Origin of the sequence: Paraburkholderia sp. Clong3, from assembly GCF_050436485.1 — a bacterium.
GTDB classification, from domain to species: Bacteria; Pseudomonadota; Gammaproteobacteria; order Burkholderiales; family Burkholderiaceae; genus Paraburkholderia; species Paraburkholderia tuberum.
Map to the genome: position 1 here is coordinate 1691485 of NZ_JBNDMH010000002.1, position 20779 is coordinate 1712263.

At 63.9% G+C, this 20779-nt stretch carries 17 protein-coding genes and 1 pseudogene; 3 read left to right on the forward strand and 15 right to left on the reverse strand.

The genetic code is table 11. The annotated features are described in order from the left end of the window. Positions 1-2: 2 nt before the first annotated feature. From astA to OKW30_RS12040, 10 genes are all read right to left on the reverse strand, one after another. Entirely contained in the window at positions 3-1040 is a 1038-nt protein-coding gene (gene astA, locus OKW30_RS11995; protein ID WP_184069991.1) for an arginine N-succinyltransferase, read from the reverse strand. Then, entirely contained in the window at positions 1037-2089 is a 1053-nt protein-coding gene (gene aruF / locus OKW30_RS12000; RefSeq protein ID WP_184070215.1) for an arginine/ornithine succinyltransferase subunit alpha, read from the reverse strand. Before aruF ends, astA begins: the two co-directional genes overlap by 4 nt. Positions 2090-2156: 67 nt before the next feature. After that, positions 2157-3392: an aspartate aminotransferase family protein gene (locus OKW30_RS12005; protein ID WP_184069993.1), complete on the reverse strand. Its 1236-nt coding sequence runs from the start codon at positions 3390-3392 to the stop codon at positions 2157-2159. Positions 3393-3549: 157 nt separating this feature from the next. After that, positions 3550-4593 (reverse strand): GlxA family transcriptional regulator, encoded by a 1044-nt coding sequence (locus tag OKW30_RS12010; protein ID WP_184069995.1) that lies wholly within the window; start codon positions 4591-4593, stop codon positions 3550-3552. Between the two features lie 28 nt (positions 4594-4621). Then, positions 4622-5413, reverse strand: a complete 792-nt coding sequence (locus tag OKW30_RS12015) for an ABC transporter ATP-binding protein (RefSeq protein WP_184044229.1) — start codon at positions 5411-5413, stop codon at positions 4622-4624. 91 nt (positions 5414-5504) lie between these two features. Next, complete coding sequence (locus tag OKW30_RS12020) at positions 5505-6218, reverse strand: ABC transporter permease (RefSeq protein ID WP_429346786.1); 714 nt, start codon at positions 6216-6218, stop codon at positions 5505-5507. Between the two features lie 5 nt (positions 6219-6223). Beyond that, a complete protein-coding gene (locus tag OKW30_RS12025; protein WP_090805677.1) occupies positions 6224-6913 on the reverse strand; it encodes an ABC transporter permease in 690 nt (229 codons plus the stop codon). A gap of 355 nt (positions 6914-7268) precedes the next feature. Continuing rightward, positions 7269-8222 carry a patatin-like phospholipase family protein gene (locus OKW30_RS12030; protein WP_184069999.1) on the reverse strand — a complete coding sequence of 318 codons (954 nt, stop codon included), beginning with the start codon at positions 8220-8222 and terminating at the stop codon, positions 7269-7271. Between the two features lie 59 nt (positions 8223-8281). Next, positions 8282-8833, reverse strand: a complete 552-nt coding sequence (bamE, locus tag OKW30_RS12035; RefSeq protein WP_090803993.1) for an outer membrane protein assembly factor BamE domain-containing protein — start codon at positions 8831-8833, stop codon at positions 8282-8284. A gap of 561 nt (positions 8834-9394) precedes the next feature. Continuing rightward, entirely contained in the window at positions 9395-10996 is a 1602-nt protein-coding gene (locus tag OKW30_RS12040; RefSeq protein ID WP_429346787.1) for a rhodanese-related sulfurtransferase, read from the reverse strand. A 325-nt stretch (positions 10997-11321) separates the two neighbouring features. On the opposite strand from OKW30_RS12040, the gene OKW30_RS12045 reads away from it, so the two are divergent. Continuing rightward, entirely contained in the window at positions 11322-12317 is a 996-nt protein-coding gene (locus tag OKW30_RS12045) for an LLM class flavin-dependent oxidoreductase (RefSeq protein WP_090805675.1), read from the forward strand. A gap of 126 nt (positions 12318-12443) precedes the next feature. Here the strand turns inward: OKW30_RS12045 and OKW30_RS12050 are convergent, their stop codons facing one another. After that, positions 12444-13235, reverse strand: a complete 792-nt coding sequence (locus OKW30_RS12050) for an SDR family NAD(P)-dependent oxidoreductase (RefSeq protein ID WP_184070003.1) — start codon at positions 13233-13235, stop codon at positions 12444-12446. Between the two features lie 493 nt (positions 13236-13728). Between OKW30_RS12050 and OKW30_RS12055 the strand changes: the two genes are divergently transcribed. After that, positions 13729-13929, forward strand: a complete 201-nt coding sequence (locus OKW30_RS12055) for a hypothetical protein (protein ID WP_184044241.1) — start codon at positions 13729-13731, stop codon at positions 13927-13929. Between the two features lie 277 nt (positions 13930-14206). Here the strand turns inward: OKW30_RS12055 and OKW30_RS12060 are convergent, their stop codons facing one another. The 3 genes and pseudogenes from OKW30_RS12060 to OKW30_RS12070 form a co-directional block, all read right to left on the reverse strand. Then, on the reverse strand, positions 14207-16480 hold the full coding sequence (locus tag OKW30_RS12060; protein ID WP_429346788.1) for a filamentous hemagglutinin N-terminal domain-containing protein: 2274 nt from the start codon (positions 16478-16480) through the stop codon (positions 14207-14209). A 478-nt stretch (positions 16481-16958) separates the two neighbouring features. Then, positions 16959-18136, reverse strand: a protein-coding gene (locus OKW30_RS12065) for an IS3 family transposase (RefSeq protein ID WP_429346789.1) whose coding sequence is annotated in 2 segments (ribosomal slippage) — positions 16959-17869 and positions 17869-18136 — 1179 coding nt in all. Because the reading frame shifts where the segments join, the coding sequence is not laid out codon by codon here. A gap of 138 nt (positions 18137-18274) precedes the next feature. Next, positions 18275-18920: pseudogene (locus OKW30_RS12070) on the reverse strand (hypothetical protein). Between the two features lie 316 nt (positions 18921-19236). On the opposite strand from OKW30_RS12070, the gene OKW30_RS12075 reads away from it, so the two are divergent. Continuing rightward, complete coding sequence (locus tag OKW30_RS12075) at positions 19237-19563, forward strand: HdeA/HdeB family chaperone (protein ID WP_184070013.1); 327 nt, start codon at positions 19237-19239, stop codon at positions 19561-19563. Positions 19564-19829: 266 nt separating this feature from the next. Here the strand turns inward: OKW30_RS12075 and OKW30_RS12080 are convergent, their stop codons facing one another. Further along, complete coding sequence (locus OKW30_RS12080) at positions 19830-20159, reverse strand: hypothetical protein (RefSeq protein ID WP_429346790.1); 330 nt, start codon at positions 20157-20159, stop codon at positions 19830-19832. Between the last annotated feature and the right edge of the window lie 620 nt (positions 20160-20779).

The following is a 20779-nucleotide window of genomic DNA, read 5'->3' on the forward strand; positions in this document are numbered from 1 at the left end:
GATCATCCCTGTTTGTGTTTCAACGGCAGCACCCGCAGCGGATCGCCCGCCTGCACGCGAAGCGCGTCGGCCTCGGCCGCGCTCAGGCGGCACACACCGTTGCGCGGCACGCCCGCCACGACGCCTACGCGAAAATCGCCGAGCGACGTATTCGATACCATCGACTTCGGCCCGTCCTGCGCGGCTTGCTCCGCTGCCTCGCCAATTTCAGCCGCCACCAGCACGCTTTCGCGCACCGTGCGCAAATCGGCGATATGGCATTCGAGCACCGGACCCGCGTCGAAAATATCGACGTGATTCTCATAGCGCAGCCCTTCGGCTTCGAGCATGCGGCGCGCGGGAATCGTGTCGTTATGCGTGAGGCCGACGCAGCGCTGCGCTTCTTCCGGCAACAGTTCGACGTACACCGGATAGCGCGGCATCAGCTCGGCGACAAACGCCTTGCGGCCGTGCGAGCTCAGATAGTCGGCCGCGTTGAAATCGATCTGGTAAAAATGCGAGCCGACCGCGTGCCAGAACGGCGACGTGCCCTGCTCGTCGAAATGGCCGCGCAACTCCGCGCACAGACGCTGCGGAAAACGCTCGCGAAACTGCGCGAGAAACATGAAGCGCGAGCGCGACAGCAAGCCGCCGACGCCGCTCGTGCGATAACGCGGGCTCAGGAACAGCGAGCACACTTCCGCATAACCGGTGAGGTCGTGCGAGATGTTCAGCGCGTGCATGCGTGTCCAGATGCCGAGATCCTGGCTCGCGTGCACGACCGTGCTCACGCGATAGTTGTAGAACGGCTGCTGCAGACCCACCGCCGTTTCGATACCGCAGACGCCGGCCACGTCGCCGGTCGCGGTGTCTTCCATCACGAAGAAATAACCGGCCTCGTGCGGCGCGGCCTGATCTTCCATCGTGCGGCGTGCGCGCTCGACACGCGCCGCGAGCGCATCGCGATCCGGTTTGAAGGTGGTCAGGCCCGGCCCGGTTTCCTGCGCGAGCCGCATCAGTGCATCCACATCGCCTCGTTGCACTACGCGAACGACGATCATTGCGCTTCTCCCGATTGTTCATCCTGCGGCTGATGCAGCGGCACGCAGCGCACCGCATCGCCTTCCCGCACGCCGAGCGCGGCGCGCGCCGCCTGTGACAACCCGGCGCCCGACTCCTTGCCGGGCGCGAGATCGCCGAGCACGCAACGGAACTCGCCGGCGGCGCCGTTGTGCGCGATCAGGTACGTTGCGCCGCGCGTCGCAGATGCCTCGCGCACGACGCGCGTTTCGTTGTGCTTCACGCTGACACTGCGATCCACCTGCGCGGTCAGTACCGGACCCGCGTCGAAGATATCGACGTAGCGGTCGGTCTCGAAGCCTTCCTCGAGATGAATCTCGTAGGCGAGCAGCGCGTTCGCGTCCGGCTCGCCGAGCACGCGCTGCGCCGCTTCGGGCAACAGCGGCACATACACGGGATAGGTCGGCATCACTTCGGCGATGAAGGTGCGGCTGCGGCCGCCCGATTCGACTTCGATGTCAGCGAAATCGCGGCCGAAAAACTTGCGCCCCACCGCTTCCCAGAACGGCGATACACCGTTTTCGTCCGTCACGCCGAGCAGCAGCGAGAACACCTCGGGCGTGAAGCGCTTGCGATTCGCGGCGATGTACATCATCCGCGCGCGCGACATCAGTTGCGCGGCCGCGTCGCCGCGCAGCGACGGGTCGATGTAGTAGCCCGCGAGCCGGCTCTTGCCGGTCAGCTCGTGCGACATCGTCAGCGCGTGAATCTTGCGATTCACATGCAGTTCGCGCGACGCATGAATCAGCGCGTCGTTGCGAAACACGTAGAACGGGTCCGCGTAACCGGCCGCCGCGACGATGCTCGCGGTGCCCATCAGCTTGCCGGTCTCCGAGTCTTCGAGCACGAACAGATAAAACTCCTCGCCCGGAAAATCGACCTCCGCGCGAAACGAGTCTTCCGACAACGCGACCCGCGCTTCGAGCGCGCGCCGGTCGTGCGGCAGGGAATGCAGCACCGGCTGCGCGGTGCGCGCCATATGCTCGAGCGCATCGAGATCGGCAAGGCGGCCTGGACGTACGAAGAGCATCATCGTTCCTGTTGAATGTGACGCATGATCCGCTGCATCAGCGTGGGCGTGCGGGACTGCCTGAACATCAATGCGACGCCGCCTGCGCGTTCGCGCCGACGAGTTCGCCGAACGCCGTCTCGAGACGCGCGAAGCCTGCGGCCATGTCGTCGAGCGGCATGATCAGCGACGGCACGAAGCGCAGCACGTCCGGGCCCGCCATCAGCATGATCACGCCGTGCTGGCCGGCCGCGGTGACGAAGTCCTTCGCGCGGCCCCGGAACGTGTCGTTCAGTTCGGCGCCGATCAGGAGACCCTTGCCGCGCACTTCGGTAAATAGCCCGAAGCGCTCGTTCAGTTTCGCGAGATGACCCTTCAGCACTTCGCTGCGCGAGCGTACGCCTTCGAGCAGCTTCGGGTCGCTGACGAGTTCGACCACTTTTTCCGCGATCGCCGAGCCGAGCGGATTGCCGCCGTAAGTCGTGCCGTGCACGCCGACCTTGAAGTGCGCGGCGAGCTCTTTGGTGGTCAGCATCGCGCCGATCGGGAAGCCGTTGCCGAGCGCCTTCGCGGTGGTCAGGATGTCCGGCGTCACGCCGGTGTCCTGGTACGCGTAGAAGAAGCCGCTGCGGCCCACGCCGGTTTGCACTTCATCGAAAATCAGCAGCGCGTTGTGCTGGTCGCACGCTTCGCGCAGCGCCTTCAGGAACGCCGGATCGGCCGGGATCACGCCGCCCTCGCCCTGGATCGGCTCGACGATCACCGCGCAGGTCTGGGCGCCGATCGCCTTCTTCGCCGCTTCGATGTCGTTGTACGGCAGATGCGTGATGCCGGCCGGCACCGGACCGAAGCCTTCCGAGTACTTCGGCTGGCCACCGACGCTGACGGTAAACAGCGTGCGGCCGTGGAACGACTGCGCGAACGAAATGATTTCATCTTTCTGCGCGCCGTGACGGTCGAACGCGACGCGGCGCGCGAGCTTCAGCGCGGCCTCGTTCGCCTCGGCGCCCGAATTCGCAAAGAACGCGCGGTCGGCGAACGTGAGGCTTTCGAGGCGCTTCGCGAGGCGCAGCACCGGCTCGTTCGTGTAGCCATTGCCGATGTGCCACAGCTTGCTGCCCTGCTCATGCAATACCTTCAGCAGCTCGGGATGCGCATGACCGAGCGCGGTGACGGCGATGCCGCCGGCGAAGTCGATATAGTCGCGGCCTTGCGTGTCCCACACGCGCGAGCCGAGACCGCGATCCGGCACGAAGGCGGCGGGGGCAAACACCGGCACCATGACTTCGTCGAAGGTCTGGCGTGTCACAGTCAGGTCGTTCATGGCAATTCCTTTTACGGGTGACAGGTAATACAGCTAGTGTAGGAAACCGCGCGCCGCACGTCTTGCGCATACGCGACGCTTTCTATGAGGTTCCGCGCGTCGCGGCTGTCGAGCTTTGCGCTGAACTTGCCGCGGTTTCGCTTTCAGATGGCTTGCGTCAATCGAGCTCGGGCCGCTCGATCAGCGCGGCCGGCCGCGGCTCGCTCGCGCCGCCGTGCGCGCCGGTCTGGCGGTCGATCCAGTTGCGGCGATCCTCGCGCGGCGTGACGCCGAAGCGCTCCCGATACGCATTCGAAAAGTGCGCCGCCGACGAAAACCCGCATGCGAGGCTGATCTGCACGACGGATTTGCTGGTGCGCTGCAATTGCGTGCGCGCCTTCGACAGCCGCAGCCCCAGATAGTATTTGGACGGCATCGAGCCGAGATACTGGCGAAACAGGCGCTCGAGCTGCCGCCGCGAGACGCCGACGAGGCCGGCGATTTCATCGGTGGTCAACGGGTCCTCGATATTGGCTTCCATCAGCAGCAGCGCGTCGTTCAGGCGCGGGTGGCGCTCGCCCGGCGCGGTCACGAACGGAATGCGCTGACGCTCCTCGCCCGCGCGCAGCACGCCTACGCCCAGCGTATCGGCGATGCGCTCCGCGAGTTCGGGCCCGTGCTCGCGGCCGATCATCGCGAGCATGAAGTCGACGGTCGCCTGGCCGCCCGCGCAGGTCGCGCGATCGCGATCGATTTCGAAGATCTGCTGCGTGACGATCGAGCGTTCGAACTGTTCAGAGAACTGCTGATAGGTTTCCCAGTTCACGCTGACGCGATAGCCGGACAGCTGCCCCGCCATCGCGAGCCACCACACGCCGTGGTGGATACCGGTGACGAGCGGCGTGCGCTGACCGACGCGCGCGAGGCTCGCGAGAAACAGCCGGTAGTCGGCGAACTGCTGGAACCGCTCGCTGATGATGATCAGCCAGTCACATGCGATCGCGTCGCCGAACGCGGCATCGGCCGGCCATTGCGCGCCGCCCGCGAGCGGCACCGCGCGGCCGTCCCACGAACATACCTGCACGCGATACAGCGCACGGCCGTCGATTTCATTGGCGAGACTGAGCGCGTCGACGATCGGCCCGACGCCCGACATCGACACGGGCGGCAGTGCCACGATCGCGACCTGGGTCGTGCGAGCCGGGGTGGACGTGCGGGCCATCGGGTGTCCGTGAAAAACGAGCCGCGCGTTACTTCAGGCTGCCGGACAGGAACTGCTTCAGGCGCTCGCTGCGCGGCGCGCTCAGCACCTCGGCGGGATTGCCCTCCTCCTCGGTACGGCCCTGGTGCAGGAACATCACATGGTTCGACACATTGCGCGCGAAGCCCATTTCGTGCGTGACGACGATCATCGTGCGGCCTTCCTCGGCGAGCTTCTGCATCACCTTCAGCACTTCGCCGACGAGTTCGGGGTCGAGCGCGGAGGTCGGCTCGTCGAACAGCATCACATCCGGGTCCATCGCGAGCGCGCGCGCGATCGCGACACGCTGCTGCTGGCCGCCCGACAGATGCGACGGATACTGCTTCTCGAGACGCGGCGCGAGCCCGACCTTCTCCAGATACTCGCGCGCGCGGTCCTCGGCTTCCTTGCGCTTCAGACCGAGCACATGAATCGGCGCTTCGATCACGTTCTCGAGCACGTTCATGTGCGCCCACAGGTTGAAGTGCTGGAACACCATCGCGAGCTTCGTGCGGATGCGCTGCAGCTGCTTGTGATCGGCGACTTCGAGATTGCCGGCGCGATCGGTCTTCGTCTTGACCGCTTCGCCGTCGACGATGATCTGCCCGGCGTTCGGCCGCTCGAGAAAATTGATGCAACGCAGGAAAGTGCTCTTGCCCGAGCCGCTCGCGCCGATGATGCTGATCACGTCGCCCTTGTTCGCGTTGAGCGACACGCCCTTGAGCACTTCGTTGTCGCCGTAGCGCTTGTGGATGTCCTGTACGGCGAGCTTGCAAGCTTCGGTTTGAGTGGTATGGAGCAAGATGCTCTCCCAGTGAGAATACGGATCGGTCTGGTGCGGACGCCGCCCTGCCGAAGCTCGAGGCGCCCGATGCTATGTCGTCAACGCGCGCTCAGTGCGTGCGCACCGCGAGATGCGCGAGCCAGCGACGCTCGGCGCGCCGGAACAGCGCGACGAGCGCGAACGACACCACGAGATAAATCAGCGCCGCGAGCCCGAACGCGTTGAACGACTGGTAGGTCGCCGAGTTCGCGTCGCGCGCGACCTTCAGGATGTCGGGCACCGTGGCCGTGAACGCGACCGTCGTCGCGTGCAGCATCAGGATCACTTCGTTACTGTACAACGGCAACGCGCGGCGCAGCGCGGACGGTATCACAATGCGCCGGTACATCGTGAACGCGCTCATGCCGTAGGCACGCGCCGCCTCGACTTCGCCGTGCGAGGTCGAGCGGATCGCGCCCGCGAAAATCTCGGTCGTGTACGCGCAGGTGTTCAAGGCGAACGCGAGGATCGCACAGTGAAAGCCGCTGCGAAAGAACGCGTCGAGCAGACTGTGCGAACGCACGAACGCGAGACTGTACACGCCGGTGTAGATCAACAGCAGCTGGACGTAGAGCGGCGTGCCGCGAAATACGTAGGTGTACAGACGTACCGGCGTCGACAGCCAGCGCTTCTTCGACACGCGCGCAACCGCGAGCGGCACCGCGCACACGAAGCCGATCGCGATCGACGCGATCAGCAGCCACAGCGTGACCGCGAGACCCGACAGGCGTTGCCCGTCCCAGAACAGATACGCCTTCCAGAATTGATTGAGGATGTCGATCATGACGCTCAGAGCTCCGCGTGTCGCACGCCGATCGAATAGCGGCGGTTCAGCCAGATCAGCACGAGGTTCGATACGGTGGTGATCGCCAGATAGATCAGCGCGGCGACGAGGATGAAGAAGAACATGTTGAAGGTACTCTTGCCCGCGTCCTGCGCGGCCTTGACGACGTCGGCGAGACCGATGATCGACACGAGCGCGGTGGCCTTCACGAGCACCTGCCAGTTGTTGCCGATGCCGGGCAGCGCGAAGCGCATCATCTGCGGGAACAGGATGCGCGTGAACACGCGCACGCCGCTCATGCCGTACGCGCTGCCCGCTTCGAGCTGGCCGCGCGGCACCGCGAGAAAGGCGCCGCGAAAAGTCTCGGTGAAATACGCGCCGTAGATGAAACCGAGCGTCAGCACGCCGGCCACGAACGGATCGATGTCGATCTGCTCGATGCTGAACATGTCGGTCAGATCATTGAGCCAGATCTGGATGCTGTAGAACAGCAGCAGCATCAGCACGAGGTCGGGCACCGAGCGGATCAGCGTCGTGTAGCCGGTCGCGATGACCCGCAAGGGCCGGTTGAACGAGAGTTTCGCCGCCGCGCCCGCGAGGCCGAGTAACACAGCGGCCGCCAGCGACAGAACGGACAGCTCGATCGTCTGAAGCGTGCCGGCGAGCAGCACGGGACCAAAGCCGTATAGGAACACGCGTGTCTCCATCCAGGTTCGTAGAATTGGCGCGGATGGCGGCGGCTTCATGGGCTGCTCGCTGCTCCGGCATGGCGCGGAGTCTCGCAAGCTGAAATCAATTTCTCAAATACCGGGCGGGTGGTTTGCTGCGACGCAACATGGCGCTTCGACGCACGAGGGAACGCTCGTAGCGCTTGGTTTCACAGGGGTTATCGTCTTGTCGTACGCGCGGCGCGCGCCTGGCCGTGCGGCGATTTCGCAAGTTTTGGGTCGCTTTTTCGATAGGCCGCGCCGACGGCGGTGGCACCGCCCGAAGGCGTCGCGCTGTTGCATCAGCGCGTCCACGCCGGCTCCGACGCCTGACAGCTCGCGCTCAGTCGAGCCCGAGCCGCGCGCGAATCGCCGGCAGCATCTGCTCGACCGCCTCGCGCCCTTCCTCGATGGCTGGCGCCGCGCGATGAAAATCGAAGATGCCCATGCCGCCGAGACGCGGCTGGATCAGGATATCGGCCGGTTCGCCAGCGAGCCGGCTGCGCGTGATGCGCACCTGCATGATGTCGATGCTTTGCGCGATCGAGCTCAGCATCGACGGCACCTGCGCGCTTGGCTTCGGCGGCACGCGCACGTCGTCGGTGGCGCTCGCCTCGGCTGGCGCGAGCCAGCGCGGCCACGGCTTGCCGTTGCGGCGCAGCGCGACGGGCGGCGGCGCGGTGGGATCGAGCGCGGGCGTTTCGATGACCGCGCCGCCGAAGTCGCGGCCGTTCAGGATGTCGTTGTTCAGATCGATCGCGATCACGCAGTCCGCGCGCATGCCACGCGCGACCGACACCGGCACCGGATTGCTGAGCCCGCCGTCGACGAGCCACACGCCGTTGTGCCATACCGGCGTGAAGATGCCCGGAATCGCAATCGACGCGCGCACCGAGTCGATCGTGCTGCCGTCCTGCAGCCAGATTTCGCGGCCCGTGTCGAGTTCGGTCGCGACCGCCGCGAACGGCATGTGCAGTTGCGCAATCGAGCGGCCGGCGAATTTGTCGGCGAATAGCTGGATCACCTTGCGCCCGCCAAGCAGGCCGCCCGAGATGCGCAGATCGAGCAGCCGCACCACGGTCTGCCACGTGAGACGCGACACCCACTCCTCGAGCCAGTCGAGATCGCCGTTCGCATAGACCGCGCCGACCAGCGCGCCGATCGACGTGCCGCACACGACGTCGGGCCTGATGCCCGCGTCTTGCAGCGCGCGAATCGCGCCGATATGCGCCCAGCCGCGCGCGGCGCCGCCCCCCAACACCAGCCCGATCCGGCTGTATCGACGTCGACGTATCATGCCTGCCCCGCTTTTTCGGCCCGCTTATCCGGCCGTCTTCTGATCGACATTGCCCCCGCCTATCGCCCGCGGATCACGTCCGAGCGTGACGTGGTGTACACCCTCTGGTTCCGGTCGAAGTGAACGTTGAAGATGCCTTCTTCGGTCACGCCGCCCTCGCGCCATTTCCAGCTCCACACGGTTTCCGGCTTCAGCGGAAACACCGCGACCTGTCCAGGCTTGCCAAGCAAGCGCCGCACCTCGTCCTCGGTCATGCCCGAGCGAACCTGCGCGAAGTTGTCCGCGGTCAGCACCTGCGTGATCGCCTGCAGCTTGCCGTCGCGATCGATGTCGACCATGTAGGTGTTCAGGCCTTGCGGGCCGCGCGGATATTCGAAGCGCTTCGAGCCGTCGGTGAAGGTGCGCGTGGTCTCGGGCTTGCCCATCTGCGCGAGGATTTGCGCTTCGGTCGTGACGCCCGGTGTCATGTTCTTGAGCAGCAACGCGTCCGGTTTGACGGCATTGAAAAAGTCCTTGAGTTTTTGCACGGCTTGATCGCTCTGCTGTTGGTCGCAGCCGGTCAGCGCAAAGCACGCTATCAGTAGCGTGACGCCCAGTGGTTTGAGGCTCACTTCGGTTCCTGTCCGGATGTGTGGGATCTGTCGTCGCGGCGCCTGGCCGGTCTGTAGTGTGTACTACAAGGATAACCGCGCACGGAGAAAACCGCGAGCAACGCGGGCGCGACGGGTGCGGCTACGCACGCAACGTGTTGCGCGCAGCACTAATGGATCGGCTGAGGTCCGTCGAGATGGGCACGCCAGAAGCAAAAAGGCGACGCTGTGTACAGCGTCGCCATGTCGGTCGATAGGATCAACCGGAAGTGACGGCGGCTCATTAGCCGCCTTGCGCGAGGCACCGCGGACGACGCGCAGCGGTCTGCTCCAGACGAAGCGATGAGCAACCTTGGCTACTCACCTTGCGCCATCGCCGAATGACAAACCGCTGCCTTTTATGGCCGCCCTGGTCCCTCGAAAAGCCTTCCAGATGCCGCTAATCTAAACGCATCGGAGAGTTTCGACGAGAGCGCGTTTACACCGAATCGGCAGAAGATTCGCGCGGCGCAAGAGGGGTGCCGGATGGCCGGCCCCCGGATGGCCGGCCCCCGGATCGCCGGCCGCCGGATGGCCGGCCCATCAAATCACACGAAAGCCGTGCGTGCCGTCGCGCGCGAGTTGCGCGACGAGCCCATGCTCCCACTCCAGATACGCGCTCATCGCTTCGAGCGCGTTCTCGGTGCCCTCATACGGCCGCTGATAACGATCGATCCGCGGCGACGCCATCCGCGTGCCGCCCGACTCCACGGGCAAGCCCGCGTCGATCCACGCGATCGTGCCGCCGCGCAGCACCTGCACCGGCCGCCTGGTCGCCGCGGCGAGCTCCGGCGCGACGAAGCGCGCGAGCACGTCGCTGCCGCACGTGAGCACGTAGCGCTTCGCGTCGGGCAGTGTGCGCAGCGCGTCGGCGAGCTGACTGCGGATCACGAACCACGCGCCCGGAATATGCCGCCTCAGATAGTGCGTGCTGCTCGTGAAGTCGAGCACGACGGTTCCCGTCGACTGCAGCAGCGCGGCGAGCTCGGCCGGCGCGATGTCGTCGACGTCGGGCGGCGTGACCGCGTTGCGCGCCAACGGCGCCATGCCCTTCTCGGCGAAATCGGCCGCCGTCAGGCCATCGACCACGTACACCTCTACGTTCATCTGCGCGAGCCACGATGCGGTCATGTTCGCGCGCACACCGTCGCTGTCCGCGAGGATCACGCGCGCGCCGCGCACCGTCACGAACAGGTCGGTTTCCTGCACGAGCTGGCCGCCCGGCGCGCTGCGAAAACCGGGAACGTGGCCCGCCTCGTATTCCTCGGGGTTGCGAACGTCGAAGCGATAGACGGTACGCATCGCTTCGTCGGCCCAGCGGCGCGCTTCGTCGCGCGACGTGCGGCGCACGCGCGCCCGGTCGGCAAGCGCGCGCGCGCCGTCTGCCGCGGCGAGACGGGAAGCGTCGTCGACCGCGCCTTCGACACGCCGAGCGCTGCCATGCGCGAGCGGTTGACCGGCGAGCGTCCAGCCCATCGTGCCGTTGCGCAGCGCGGCCACCGGATTCGGCACGCCCGCGTTGATCAGCGACTGCGCGCCGATGATGCTGCGCGTGCGCCCCGCGCAATTGACGATGATGCGCGTGGCCGGATCCGGCGCGAGCTGCCGCGCGCGCAGCACCAGCTCCGCACCCGGCACGCTGATGCTGCCGGGGATGTTCATGATCTGAAACTCGTCGAAGCGGCGCGCGTCGAGCACCACGACATCGGCCTCGCGATCGAGCAGCGCCTGCACCTGCTGCGCGGACAGCGACGGCGTATGACGCACGCTTTCGACCAGTTCGCCGAACGCCTTGCTCGGCACGTTGACATCCTTGAACAACTCGCCGCCCGCTTCGCGCCAGCCTTGCAGGCCGCCTTCCAGCAAGGCGACGTTGGTATAGCCGAGTTCGGCGAAGCGCTCGGCCGCACGCCTCGCGAGGCCTTCGCCGGCATCGAACACGACGATCGGCACGGCCGGGCGCGGCAGCCGCAGCGGCGCGTCGAGTTCGAGCCGCGACAGCGGCAGATTGGCGGCGAACAACGGATGACTGCGCGCGTGCGGATCTTCCTCACGCACGTCGACAAGCGCGATCTCCTCGCGGTCGAGCAATGCATGGGACACGTCTTGGAATGACCGGGTACGAAACTCTTTGACGACATTCATGGGATCGGGAACTCCTTCGCTACATTCCGGATGTCCGGCAACGGGTCGCGTCACCGCACCGATACTTAACCGTACACTCGAATTCCGATCGGCGCACGGTCACTCGCTGGATTGCTGATTCGGGCGCACTGCGAATGCGAAGCACCGCCGCACGAACACGCTACGCATGCGCAATTTCCGCGCCATGGGTCGCGCCTCAGCGCGCCTCATCGGTCCTGCCGACCCTTCCGTCGACAGGGGCATCGCCGCGCCGCCAGCAGAAAAGGCGCCGCTTTGCCACAATGCCCCATCGCGCGAAAGCGCCGCCCATCGCAATCAACAGACAATGATCCCCTTCTCGGTTCTCGATCTTTCGCCGGTCACCGCGGGTGCCACGCCGGCTGACGCGTTCAGGAACACACTGTCACTCGCGCAGCACGCGGAAAAGCTGAACTACAAGCGTTACTGGCTCGCCGAGCATCACAACATGACCGGTATCGCGAGCGCGGCGACCTCGGTCGTGATCGGCTACGTGGCCGGCGGCACGAAGACGATTCGCGTCGGCTCCGGCGGCATCATGCTGCCGAACCATGCGCCGCTCGTGATCGCCGAGCAGTTCGGCACGCTCGCGTCGCTGTATCCGGGGCGGATCGATCTCGGCCTCGGCCGCGCGCCCGGCACCGATCAGACCACCGCTCGCGCGCTGCGCCGCGATCTCCAGGCGAGCGCCGAAACCTTCCCCGACGACGTCGTCGAATTGCAACGGTATTTCGCCGAGCCGGTCGCGGGCCAGCGCATTCGCGCGGTGCCGGGCGCGGGCCTGAACGTGCCGCTGTGGCTGCTCGGTTCGTCGCTGTACAGCGCGCAACTGGCCGCGGCGCTCGGGCTGCCGTTCGCGTTCGCGTCGCACTTCGCGCCCGATTACATGATGACCGCGTTGCAGGTGTATCGCACGCAGTTCCGGCCGTCCGCGACGCTGGCGAAGCCCTATGCGATGGTCGGCGTCAATCTGTTCGCCGCCGACACGAACGACGAAGCCGCACGGCTGTTCACGTCGCTGCAGCAGCAGTTCATCAATCTGCGGCGCGGCACGCCGGGACAATTGCAGCCGCCGGTCGAGCGGCTCGACGCGTCGGAGATGGAGTTGAACAACGTCGCGCGTGCGCTCGCCTGCACGGTGCTCGGCGATCGCGACGCAATCCGCGAAGGTCTGCAATCGATCATCGAGCAGACCGGCGCGAACGAGTTGATGCTGACCGCGCAGATTTACGATCACGCCGCGCGGCTGCGCTCGTTCGAGATCGGCGCCGAGGTGCGCGATGAAATGATGGCGGCCAGATAAGCGGTTCGCGAACCGATCGGCGGACACGGCGACGCACGAAAAAAGGGCGACTCATGGCAAGCCGCGCTTGTCTTTGCACTGAGTTGGGGCCGGTCGTGTGAGAAGCCGGCCCAATGCCTTCGGGGTCTAGAAGGCGCTTTTTATAACGCCCCCGTCGGCCCGCAACGCGGCTCCCGTCGTGGCCGACGAAAGCGGACTGGCGATATAGGCCACGAGCGACGCGATTTCCTGCGGCGAACCAAATCGCTTGATGAGCGAGGTGGGACGGACCTTCTCGAAGAACTCTGTTTCGAACGCTTCAAACGATTTGCCGTCGGCCTTGGCAAGGGTCTCCACGAATTCACCGACTCCCCGCGATTTCGTCGGCCCCGGCAGCACGCTATTGACTGTAATGCCCGTGCCGGCAACGGCTTCGGCGAGCCCCCGCGAGACCGCCAGCTGCGCGGTTTTCGTCATCCCGTAGTGGATCATTTCAGCTGGAATCTGCACCGCACTTTCGCTCGAAATGAAAATGATGCGCCCCCAGTTGGCCTGCCTCATCGCAGGCAAAAACAGGCGAGCGAGGCGTACCCCACTCAAGACATTGACGTCGAAGAACCGCTGCCAGTCCGCATCGGGAATCTCTTCAAACGGCTTGGGCTCGAAGATGCCCAGGTTGTTGACCAGAATTTCCACGTCCGGATAGCGTCGCGCGAGCTCTTCTGCTGAAGCGGCGGTACTGAGATCGCCCGCAAATCCCTGCACGTCGCTGCCCGTCTGCGCTTTCAGTTGCGCGACCACGTCGTCCACAGATGACTGGGCGCGGCCGTTCACGATCACACGAGCGCCCTCCTGCGCCAACGTGCTGGCGATCGCGAGACCGATGCCGGCTGTGCTGCCGCTCACCAGTGCGAGCTTGCCTGTCAGGTTCAGGTCCATGGGTGATTTCCTTTCAGTGGATGAATTAAAAATGGCGACTTCGGGTCTTGAACGTCGGATGCCGCGTAGGCCGCAGTGCCGGCAAACGCGAGTTGCTGCCAGTGTTCACGCGTCTGCATCGTCTCTGTCTCCCGTCTGCGGCGAAAAGTGGCATGAGCACAGATGCCCTGTGCACGGTAATCCGGGGCGTAACGAACACCTTGGCGCGGCGGCTTCCTCGGTGTGTATGTGGGGGAACGCACATGAGTGGCGGGCGCACAGCGAAGCAGGCAGACCTGAAGTACGTGTAAGAGAAGGAAAACAAGGCCATGTCAGCGATTTTCCAACTTCGTTTGGCTAAGTGATGGTGGCGCCCAAACTGGCATCATCGCGATTCACTGGGGATGCGCGCTCCGCGCAGATCACGCCCGGATGGCATGACGTGTGCGTTGTGTGCTGCAAGCAGCCGGCCGCTTAAATGTTTCTACAACCCTCTTGTTCAAGGAGACACATCATGAATACGCTGACCATCGACGACATCCAGAACGCTGCAGAACTTGATCACCAGGAGATGACCAAAATCCAAGGTGGCCGGATGAAACTACCCGGCCAGCACATCGGCTCGATCCTCACGTCCGCTGATGGCGACCCTGTCGGCGTCTATGTCGACGGCGTGCTGCAAAACTCGGTCACCGACGGCTTCTACCACGGCTGACAGCAAAGGAGGCGCGCAGCCCTGCGCGCCTGATGCCGTCGGTGTGGCCAGTGCGTGCGTGACGGCACCCTGGAAGTTCGAATCGAGCCACGCTTTGGCACATGACATCCCTAACTGCAATCCTAGGCCAACGCCCGGGACCCCGCACGACCTTGCGACCATATCAGGATCGGGCTATTTCGCGTTGGGGTTGGCAAGGCGAAACTCGCGAAAAACTCGTCTGCCGCGTCGCGAGACGCGTCCGACGCTCATGCAAGCGTCGGTGCAGTGGTATCGCTCACTGCCCGGTGACTTGCCAGGTCAGGACGGGGTGCGTGGCCCCGGGCGGCATCGTCCAGGCGCCACTCGGACCGAAGTCCCAGCCGACAAAACTCGCCGGGGCGCTCATCTGGGCGGTAGTGAGCCCGTTCGATGCTGGCAGGTTGCCGCCGCCCGACGACTGTCCCGTTGTCTGTACGTTCCAGTAGACGTCGCTCCCAATGCTAACGCAGCCGTAGTAGGCGCAGATGCCGCCGACGAAGATCGAGGCCGAACTCACGGGACCCGTCGCGAAGGACTGTGTGGTCGTTCCGTGGTCGCTGTTGGTCATGAGTCCTCCTGCGTAGCCGAAAACGTTATCTGCGGTGACTGATCCGGTTGTGTATGACTCAGTGATCGTGCCTTCGTTACTGATGACCAGCCCGCCGGCAACACCAGCCCGAACGGTTGCGCTGCTGCCCGAGCGCGCGATCAGCCCGTCGTTCTCAAAGACAAGTCCGGCGAACCAGTCGGTTGAACCGCTGGTCTCTGAAACAATGGCCCCGGATGTAAAGACGTTGGCGATCATTCCGTAGTTGTAAACGGCGAGTATCCCGGCGTAGGAAAGATTGTTAGCCGTTGTGCTGACGTTCGACTTGACGTTCACGTCGCGCACGACACCGGTTGCGCCAATCTCACCAAAAATCGCGAAATCGCTCGGCAAGACGTTGGAAATCGTATGCCACATACCGTCGAACTGGCCCGTGAAACTGAACGCCGGAATCGATGAGGGACCGAGTGTTGTGAACGCGACATTGCTCCCATCGATGTCCTTGCCGAGTGCGTAGTTGCCGGCAAGATCGTTCTCGATGCTCTGCAGGTCCGTGACCGAATTGACGAGTTTATAGCCGGTTATCTGCGTCACTAGCCCGCTGTAGAGCGGCGCGCTCCAGGCCGCATTGCCGACAAGCGTGCCGGGGCTGTAACTGCCGTTCATATCGTAGAGCGTGCTGACGATGCCCGTACTTTTCGACCAGTCGATGGTGCCATTGTTGATGACGCTGCCGCCGTTATCGATGCCCGAAGCGTCGGAGCGCAAGGCCAGATTGCCCGCACCATTGTTCGCTATCGTCGTGCCCGTCGTCACGGAGACGTTGTGGTACGCGGCAAGCGTGAGCGAAGCCGGACCGCCCCAGTTCAGGCTCGAAGCAATGCCCAGGTCGCCCGTTGCGCCGTTCGCGCCTGTGGTCGTGACATCGATCGACGTGCCCGCGTTCAGGCTGCGCTGCAACGCGCGCGCGGCGGCATCATCGATCGTGAAAGCCGGCGTCAAAAGGCTCCATCTGCCCGCGTGAACGGCGGCATGCCTGCCAAAGGCCAGTTGTGCCGCTTGCGTGTCGACCGTTCCGCCGCTGCCATCCGCGTTGCTCGCGGAGATCTTGCCGAGTTGACTGACACGGCCGCCATCGGCGACGAGCCACACGTGGCCATCACGATTCGCGGTACCCGTCGCGCGGATGCGCGTGCCGCCGCCAGCGAGCGCATAGACATTGCCGTCGGCGGCCTGCAGGCTGACCTGCGCGGCCTTTATGTGCCCTCTATTGACCACGGTGCCCTGACTGCCCATCTGCACGAATACCTGTCTGCTGCTGCCCGAATCCTGTAACAACACCTGTTCGCCTGCAGCCAGTTCGGCCGTACCGTTGGGCGCTGTGATAGTGCCCGCGTTGATCACGGCGCCCCGCGCGATCAGGAACACATCGCCGCCGCTCGAACTGACCTTGCCGAGGTTGATCACGCTTGCGTCCCGCTCGCCCGACAGCGTGAGGGAACCACCACCCTGCATGAACGCGGAGTCGCAGACATCGAGCGCTGACGCGACGAAACGGCCTCCCGTACTGATCACGCCCGATGGCCCCACGACGATGCCTTGCGGATTGATCACATACAGACTCCCCGTTGCACTGAGCCTGCCGAAGATGGCGGACGGCGAACCGCCCGTCACACGGTTCAGCGTCGCGCCCGAGCCGTTGTCGAACGTCACGCTGTTGTTCCTGCCGATCGAAAAACTGTTCCACTCGATCACGCCGCGCGTCGAACCCGGTTGCGTGACCACGAGGCCGTTGCCCTGGCTTGCTATCGCGCCGGCGCCGGCCACGTAAGTGCCGCCTTGTGGAAGTTTGCCCGCCGCGAGCGTCGCATGGGCAAAGGACAGTCCGGTGAGCGCGCTGCCGATGACGAGCCACCGGCGTCCGGCTGACTGCCGACGATGCAGTGCGCGTCGCGTGCGCCGAGGTAGTTTTGGACGTGACATACACCCCCCTTTCCGCGTGGGGCGCGGAATGGCTGACGACGACCCGCAGAGCCGGCCTGAACCGCGTTAGTCGTAGCGTCTGAAGAATAGCCGCTGGAGTGGCGGATGCATGCCGATATCTCTGCGTTTTGCGCCTTCTTCGCGCTTTTATTCTGTGCGCTTGTGGCCGCCTGGCGCGGACCGGCATCTGCGGATGCTTTTACGAAATCAACGCGAAACTGCGCCACGACGCGACTGGGTTCTGCCAGTCGCCTGTGACACGTGCTGTGGACAGCCTATGGCGATGGACGATACCGGCGCTCGTGTCCCAAAGGCCAGGGACCGTTTGCAATGCGGAGCCGACGTCTGAACGTCTGTCTAACGGGGGCGAATGACGCTTGATGGCCGCCTGCTGCCCGATGCGTTTTGGCTCATGCCGACCCCTTGCAGACCTTCGGGTCTTCGTGCCCCCAACGTCCCGTTCTAAAAGTTGTGGTGGTCAAGTAATTTCGGACAGGCAGATAGGTTCTTTTGCTGTCGATTTCGCCTCGTAGGCGGCGGGCGACAGATAGCCCAAAGTCGAGTGCAAGCGCACGGGGTTGTAGAAGCCGACGATGTACTGCGTGATGTCCTGCCGTGCCTCGTCGTGATTGGCGTACCGGCGCTGCCATACGCGCTCCATCTTCAGGTTCAGGAAGAAGCGTTCCATCACCGAATTGTCCCAACAATTTCCCTTGCGGCTCATGCTGCAAACCACGTGATGCCGCTTGAGCAAGGCTTGATATGCGTCGCTTGCATATTGGCTGCCACGGTCCGAATGCAGGACCAATCCCGGCACTGGCCGGCGTTGCTGCAACGCCATGGTCAGTGCCGACATGACCAATCCGGCCGGCATGCTGGGTGCCATGGACCAGCCCACGACCTTGCGCGAGTAAAGGTCCAGCACGACCGCCAGATAAAGCCAGCCCTGGGCCGTGCGGATATACGTGATATCCGAAACCCACGCCCGATTCGGCTCAGCCACGTCAAACTGACGGTCCAGCACGTTCTCGGCCACCGGCAACGTATGCTTGCTGTCGGTCGTCGAAACGAACTTGCGCTTCCACGTCGTGCGCAAGTCCGCTTCGCGCATCAGCGTGCGCACCCGATGGCGGCCCGTGCGAAGCCCTTGCTCGCGTACGGCATGCATCACACGCCGGCTGCCGTAGCTCGCGCCGCTGGCAGCAAATGCTGCCCTGATGTGGGTCTGCTCATGCAGGCGCTTTGGGCTCGGCTTGGCGCGCCGGTGCGCATAGTAGCCCGAGCGGCTTACCCCCAATACCCGGCACGCGGCACTGACCGATACGGCCTTCTCTTGCAAGTGGGCTACCGCGCGGTAACTCACTTCAGTTCCCGTGCAAAGAAGGCCGAGGCTTTTTTTAGCAGGGAGTTGTCTTCACGCAGTTGCCGGTTCTCCGCCTCCAGTTGCCGAATGCGTTGCTGTTCGGCCGTCAGCGGCTTGCCCGCGCCAGCACCGCCCGCGCATTCCGCGTCGTACTGCGCCAGCCAGCGCCGTACCCCCGTCTCGCCAAGGTCCATCGACCGGCAAACCTCGCCCACCGACAAGCCTTGGTCTCGTATCATCTTCACCACTTCCAGCTTGAAGCTGGCATCGAATTGTCGGCGCTTCCTTGTCATCTAGCTCTGTTCCTCGTCGATTCCGGATTGTCCTCCTATCGACCTGTCCGAGGGAATTAGACCATTACAAGTCCAGCCGCCATTCGTTGACGCCTGGCGCCTTTCGAAGTCTGCCGCTCTGCCGCGAGCGCCCGTGGATTATCGGCTTAGGGCGGCCTGGGCCCGTTGCAGCCACTCGCTATTATGATCACGGGCGTGGCGTGGCCAATGCTTGGCATCGTGCACGAAAAGTTCGCGCGCACGCTGGCGGTCGGCATCGTCGGGCTGCGCCGTTAGCCAATCGGCGTACAGGCAACAGGGTGCAGCATCGCTTGCGCCGGTGAGCGCCGTCTCGACCGCGGCGCGCGTGCCTGGTGCGCAATTCGTGGCCAAAGCCGTGGATACAGCAAGGCAGGCTCGGGTTGCTGGCGGGCGAGGGGATGAACGGCGAACGGTTTTTCCAGCGTGTCTGCGTGGCCCAAGCATTGCCGTTGGCAAACTGCGCGCGCGCCAGCCCTTGGAGTACAGCCGGATTGGATGAGAACGGCCCATTGGCCGCCGATCGGTAATGCTCCAGGGCTTCGGCGGCATTTCCGGCATCGAGCAGCGCGGCACCCAGCCGCATGCGATGCGCGACGGTCGGCGCGCGATCGAATTCCGTGCGCGCCTCGCGCACCGCTCGGTTGGGATCGACAAGCTGCGAGATGGCCCTCGTTGCCGCCCTCGCACCACGCGACTGCCGCAGAGTGGGCAAGTAAATGACAAAGAAGTAGACCAAACTGCCAAGGCCAGGGAAAAGAAACATTTGGCGCGCGTCTGACTCCGACTGCTGGGACGTGGGCGGCGTTATCGCTCTTCGCGTTCGTTACAAGAGGCGGGCAATTTCGGGGGAGGCCACGCCGAACCGACGCCGCCCAGGTTCTGAGTCAAGTTGGCGCGATATATACCAAAGTCCAATTGCCTTCACTCCCGACGGCGCCGATACTGCTTGAAGGAAATTCCGCACGCTGCACGCAGACCTTGCGGAATCGCCGAATCGGTCAGTTCCCTTGTTCTTTCCGAGGGTCATCAATAGCGGGTGGCCTTTTTTGCCGTCCCCCGCATGAGTCTGGGAGTGTTACATGAAGCGCTTTGTGACTGCCACCTGTCTTCTGGGAGCCGTTATCGTGATGCCGGCATGGGCGCAAGCCCCGACAAAAATGAATCCGCTGAAAATGAAATGCGAGGACTTCGTGGCGGTAGATGAAGCTTACCGACCCGCTGTCGTCTACTACGTGGCGGGAGTGGACAAGCTCGGCGTAACGGAAACTGACACGATGGTGGAGGATACTGCGACACCAATCGACGCGCTTGTTGCCGAGTGCCAGAAGTCGCCGAAGGCGTCGTTTCGTACGAAGGTCCGGCAGATGTACAAGAGCGGTCAACTCGCGATCTTCGACCATCACTGAGCGGGCCGGTCGGGTCCATGTCAGTGCACGTGAGAGGACGAGGCGGCCGCGCGGACTGCGGATGCCCGCGGTTGCGTGGACGAGGTCGGCGCGCGAACGGCCGCTTGCTGGTGCAAAATGCTCACCCGAAAGTCTGCCTGGCGATACAGGCGACCGGCGCTTCCTGGCCGGTACTGACCGTTCTACAGGTGATTCTGCGGCGTATCTCGCCGTTGAAGACATTATCTGAAGGACGCAGCTACTACAGCGTCAAGGCGTGCGAGTCTTCAGTGCGACTTTTCCGCCTTTTTCCCCTCGTCTGCTGTACGTAGTGCTGCGTTAGCTGTGACCAGCAGTTTCGCATCGTGGTCTTGGACTGCAGCGTCAACCGTGTCGAACGCTTTCTTCAGATCCTTTTGTGGCAGCTTTGTCGCGCTTCCATTTTCCAAAATGGTTTCGGCTTCCTTTCTCAGGCGCTTAACTAGTTTCGCGGCGCATCTGCTGTCGAGCGTCCCATTGACGACGAACTCACTGATGTAATTCGCCAGCGCGGCCAGCGTCGCAGCGGTCGACTCATTCGTGCCGCTCTTACCGCTCGTTTCGGACTTCTTGCTCATCAGGACTCTCCCGTTAGGACACACTTCCGCAATGCAGGACCAACGCTACGCTCACGGTCGGTGTCGCATGAAATGGTGACAGATTTCGAGCGAAAATAAGACGGTTTTTTTGGATGAAGAGGCGCTGTCATATCGCAACGTTCGGATATCGGTCGATTGTTGCCGCGCGGGGCTATGGGCGCGGTACCGCGGGGTGAATTTTGGTTTGCTACAGAATCGCTACAGCTGGAGTGAGCGGCTATATCTGGCGGGCCTTGGGTTTGTCATTCCACCCTCTGAACTATCGCCCACGTGAAGGGGCAAAGCAACTTTGAACGTCCCAGTTCGACCCGATGCCGTCGTTCGGTCTTCCGCAGGGTAAGCGGCCGCGTTCAAGGTACAGCCGCCATTCACGCCATCTCGGTTGCGGGCAATCTGCAATGTCGGCTATCGAGGGCCGCGAATTGACCCTACCGAGCACTGCCCGCAGGTCACCAGCGATTGCCCAAGGCAGATTCTCGTTGCGATCACCGGAAATGTAACGAGGCCCGCACTTAGCAATCGTCGAAGTGGTGCTCATGCCGCGCCTGAATTGTGCGCTCGATTCCGGAGCGCATTGGCGCGCTCTCTTGTGCGATTCA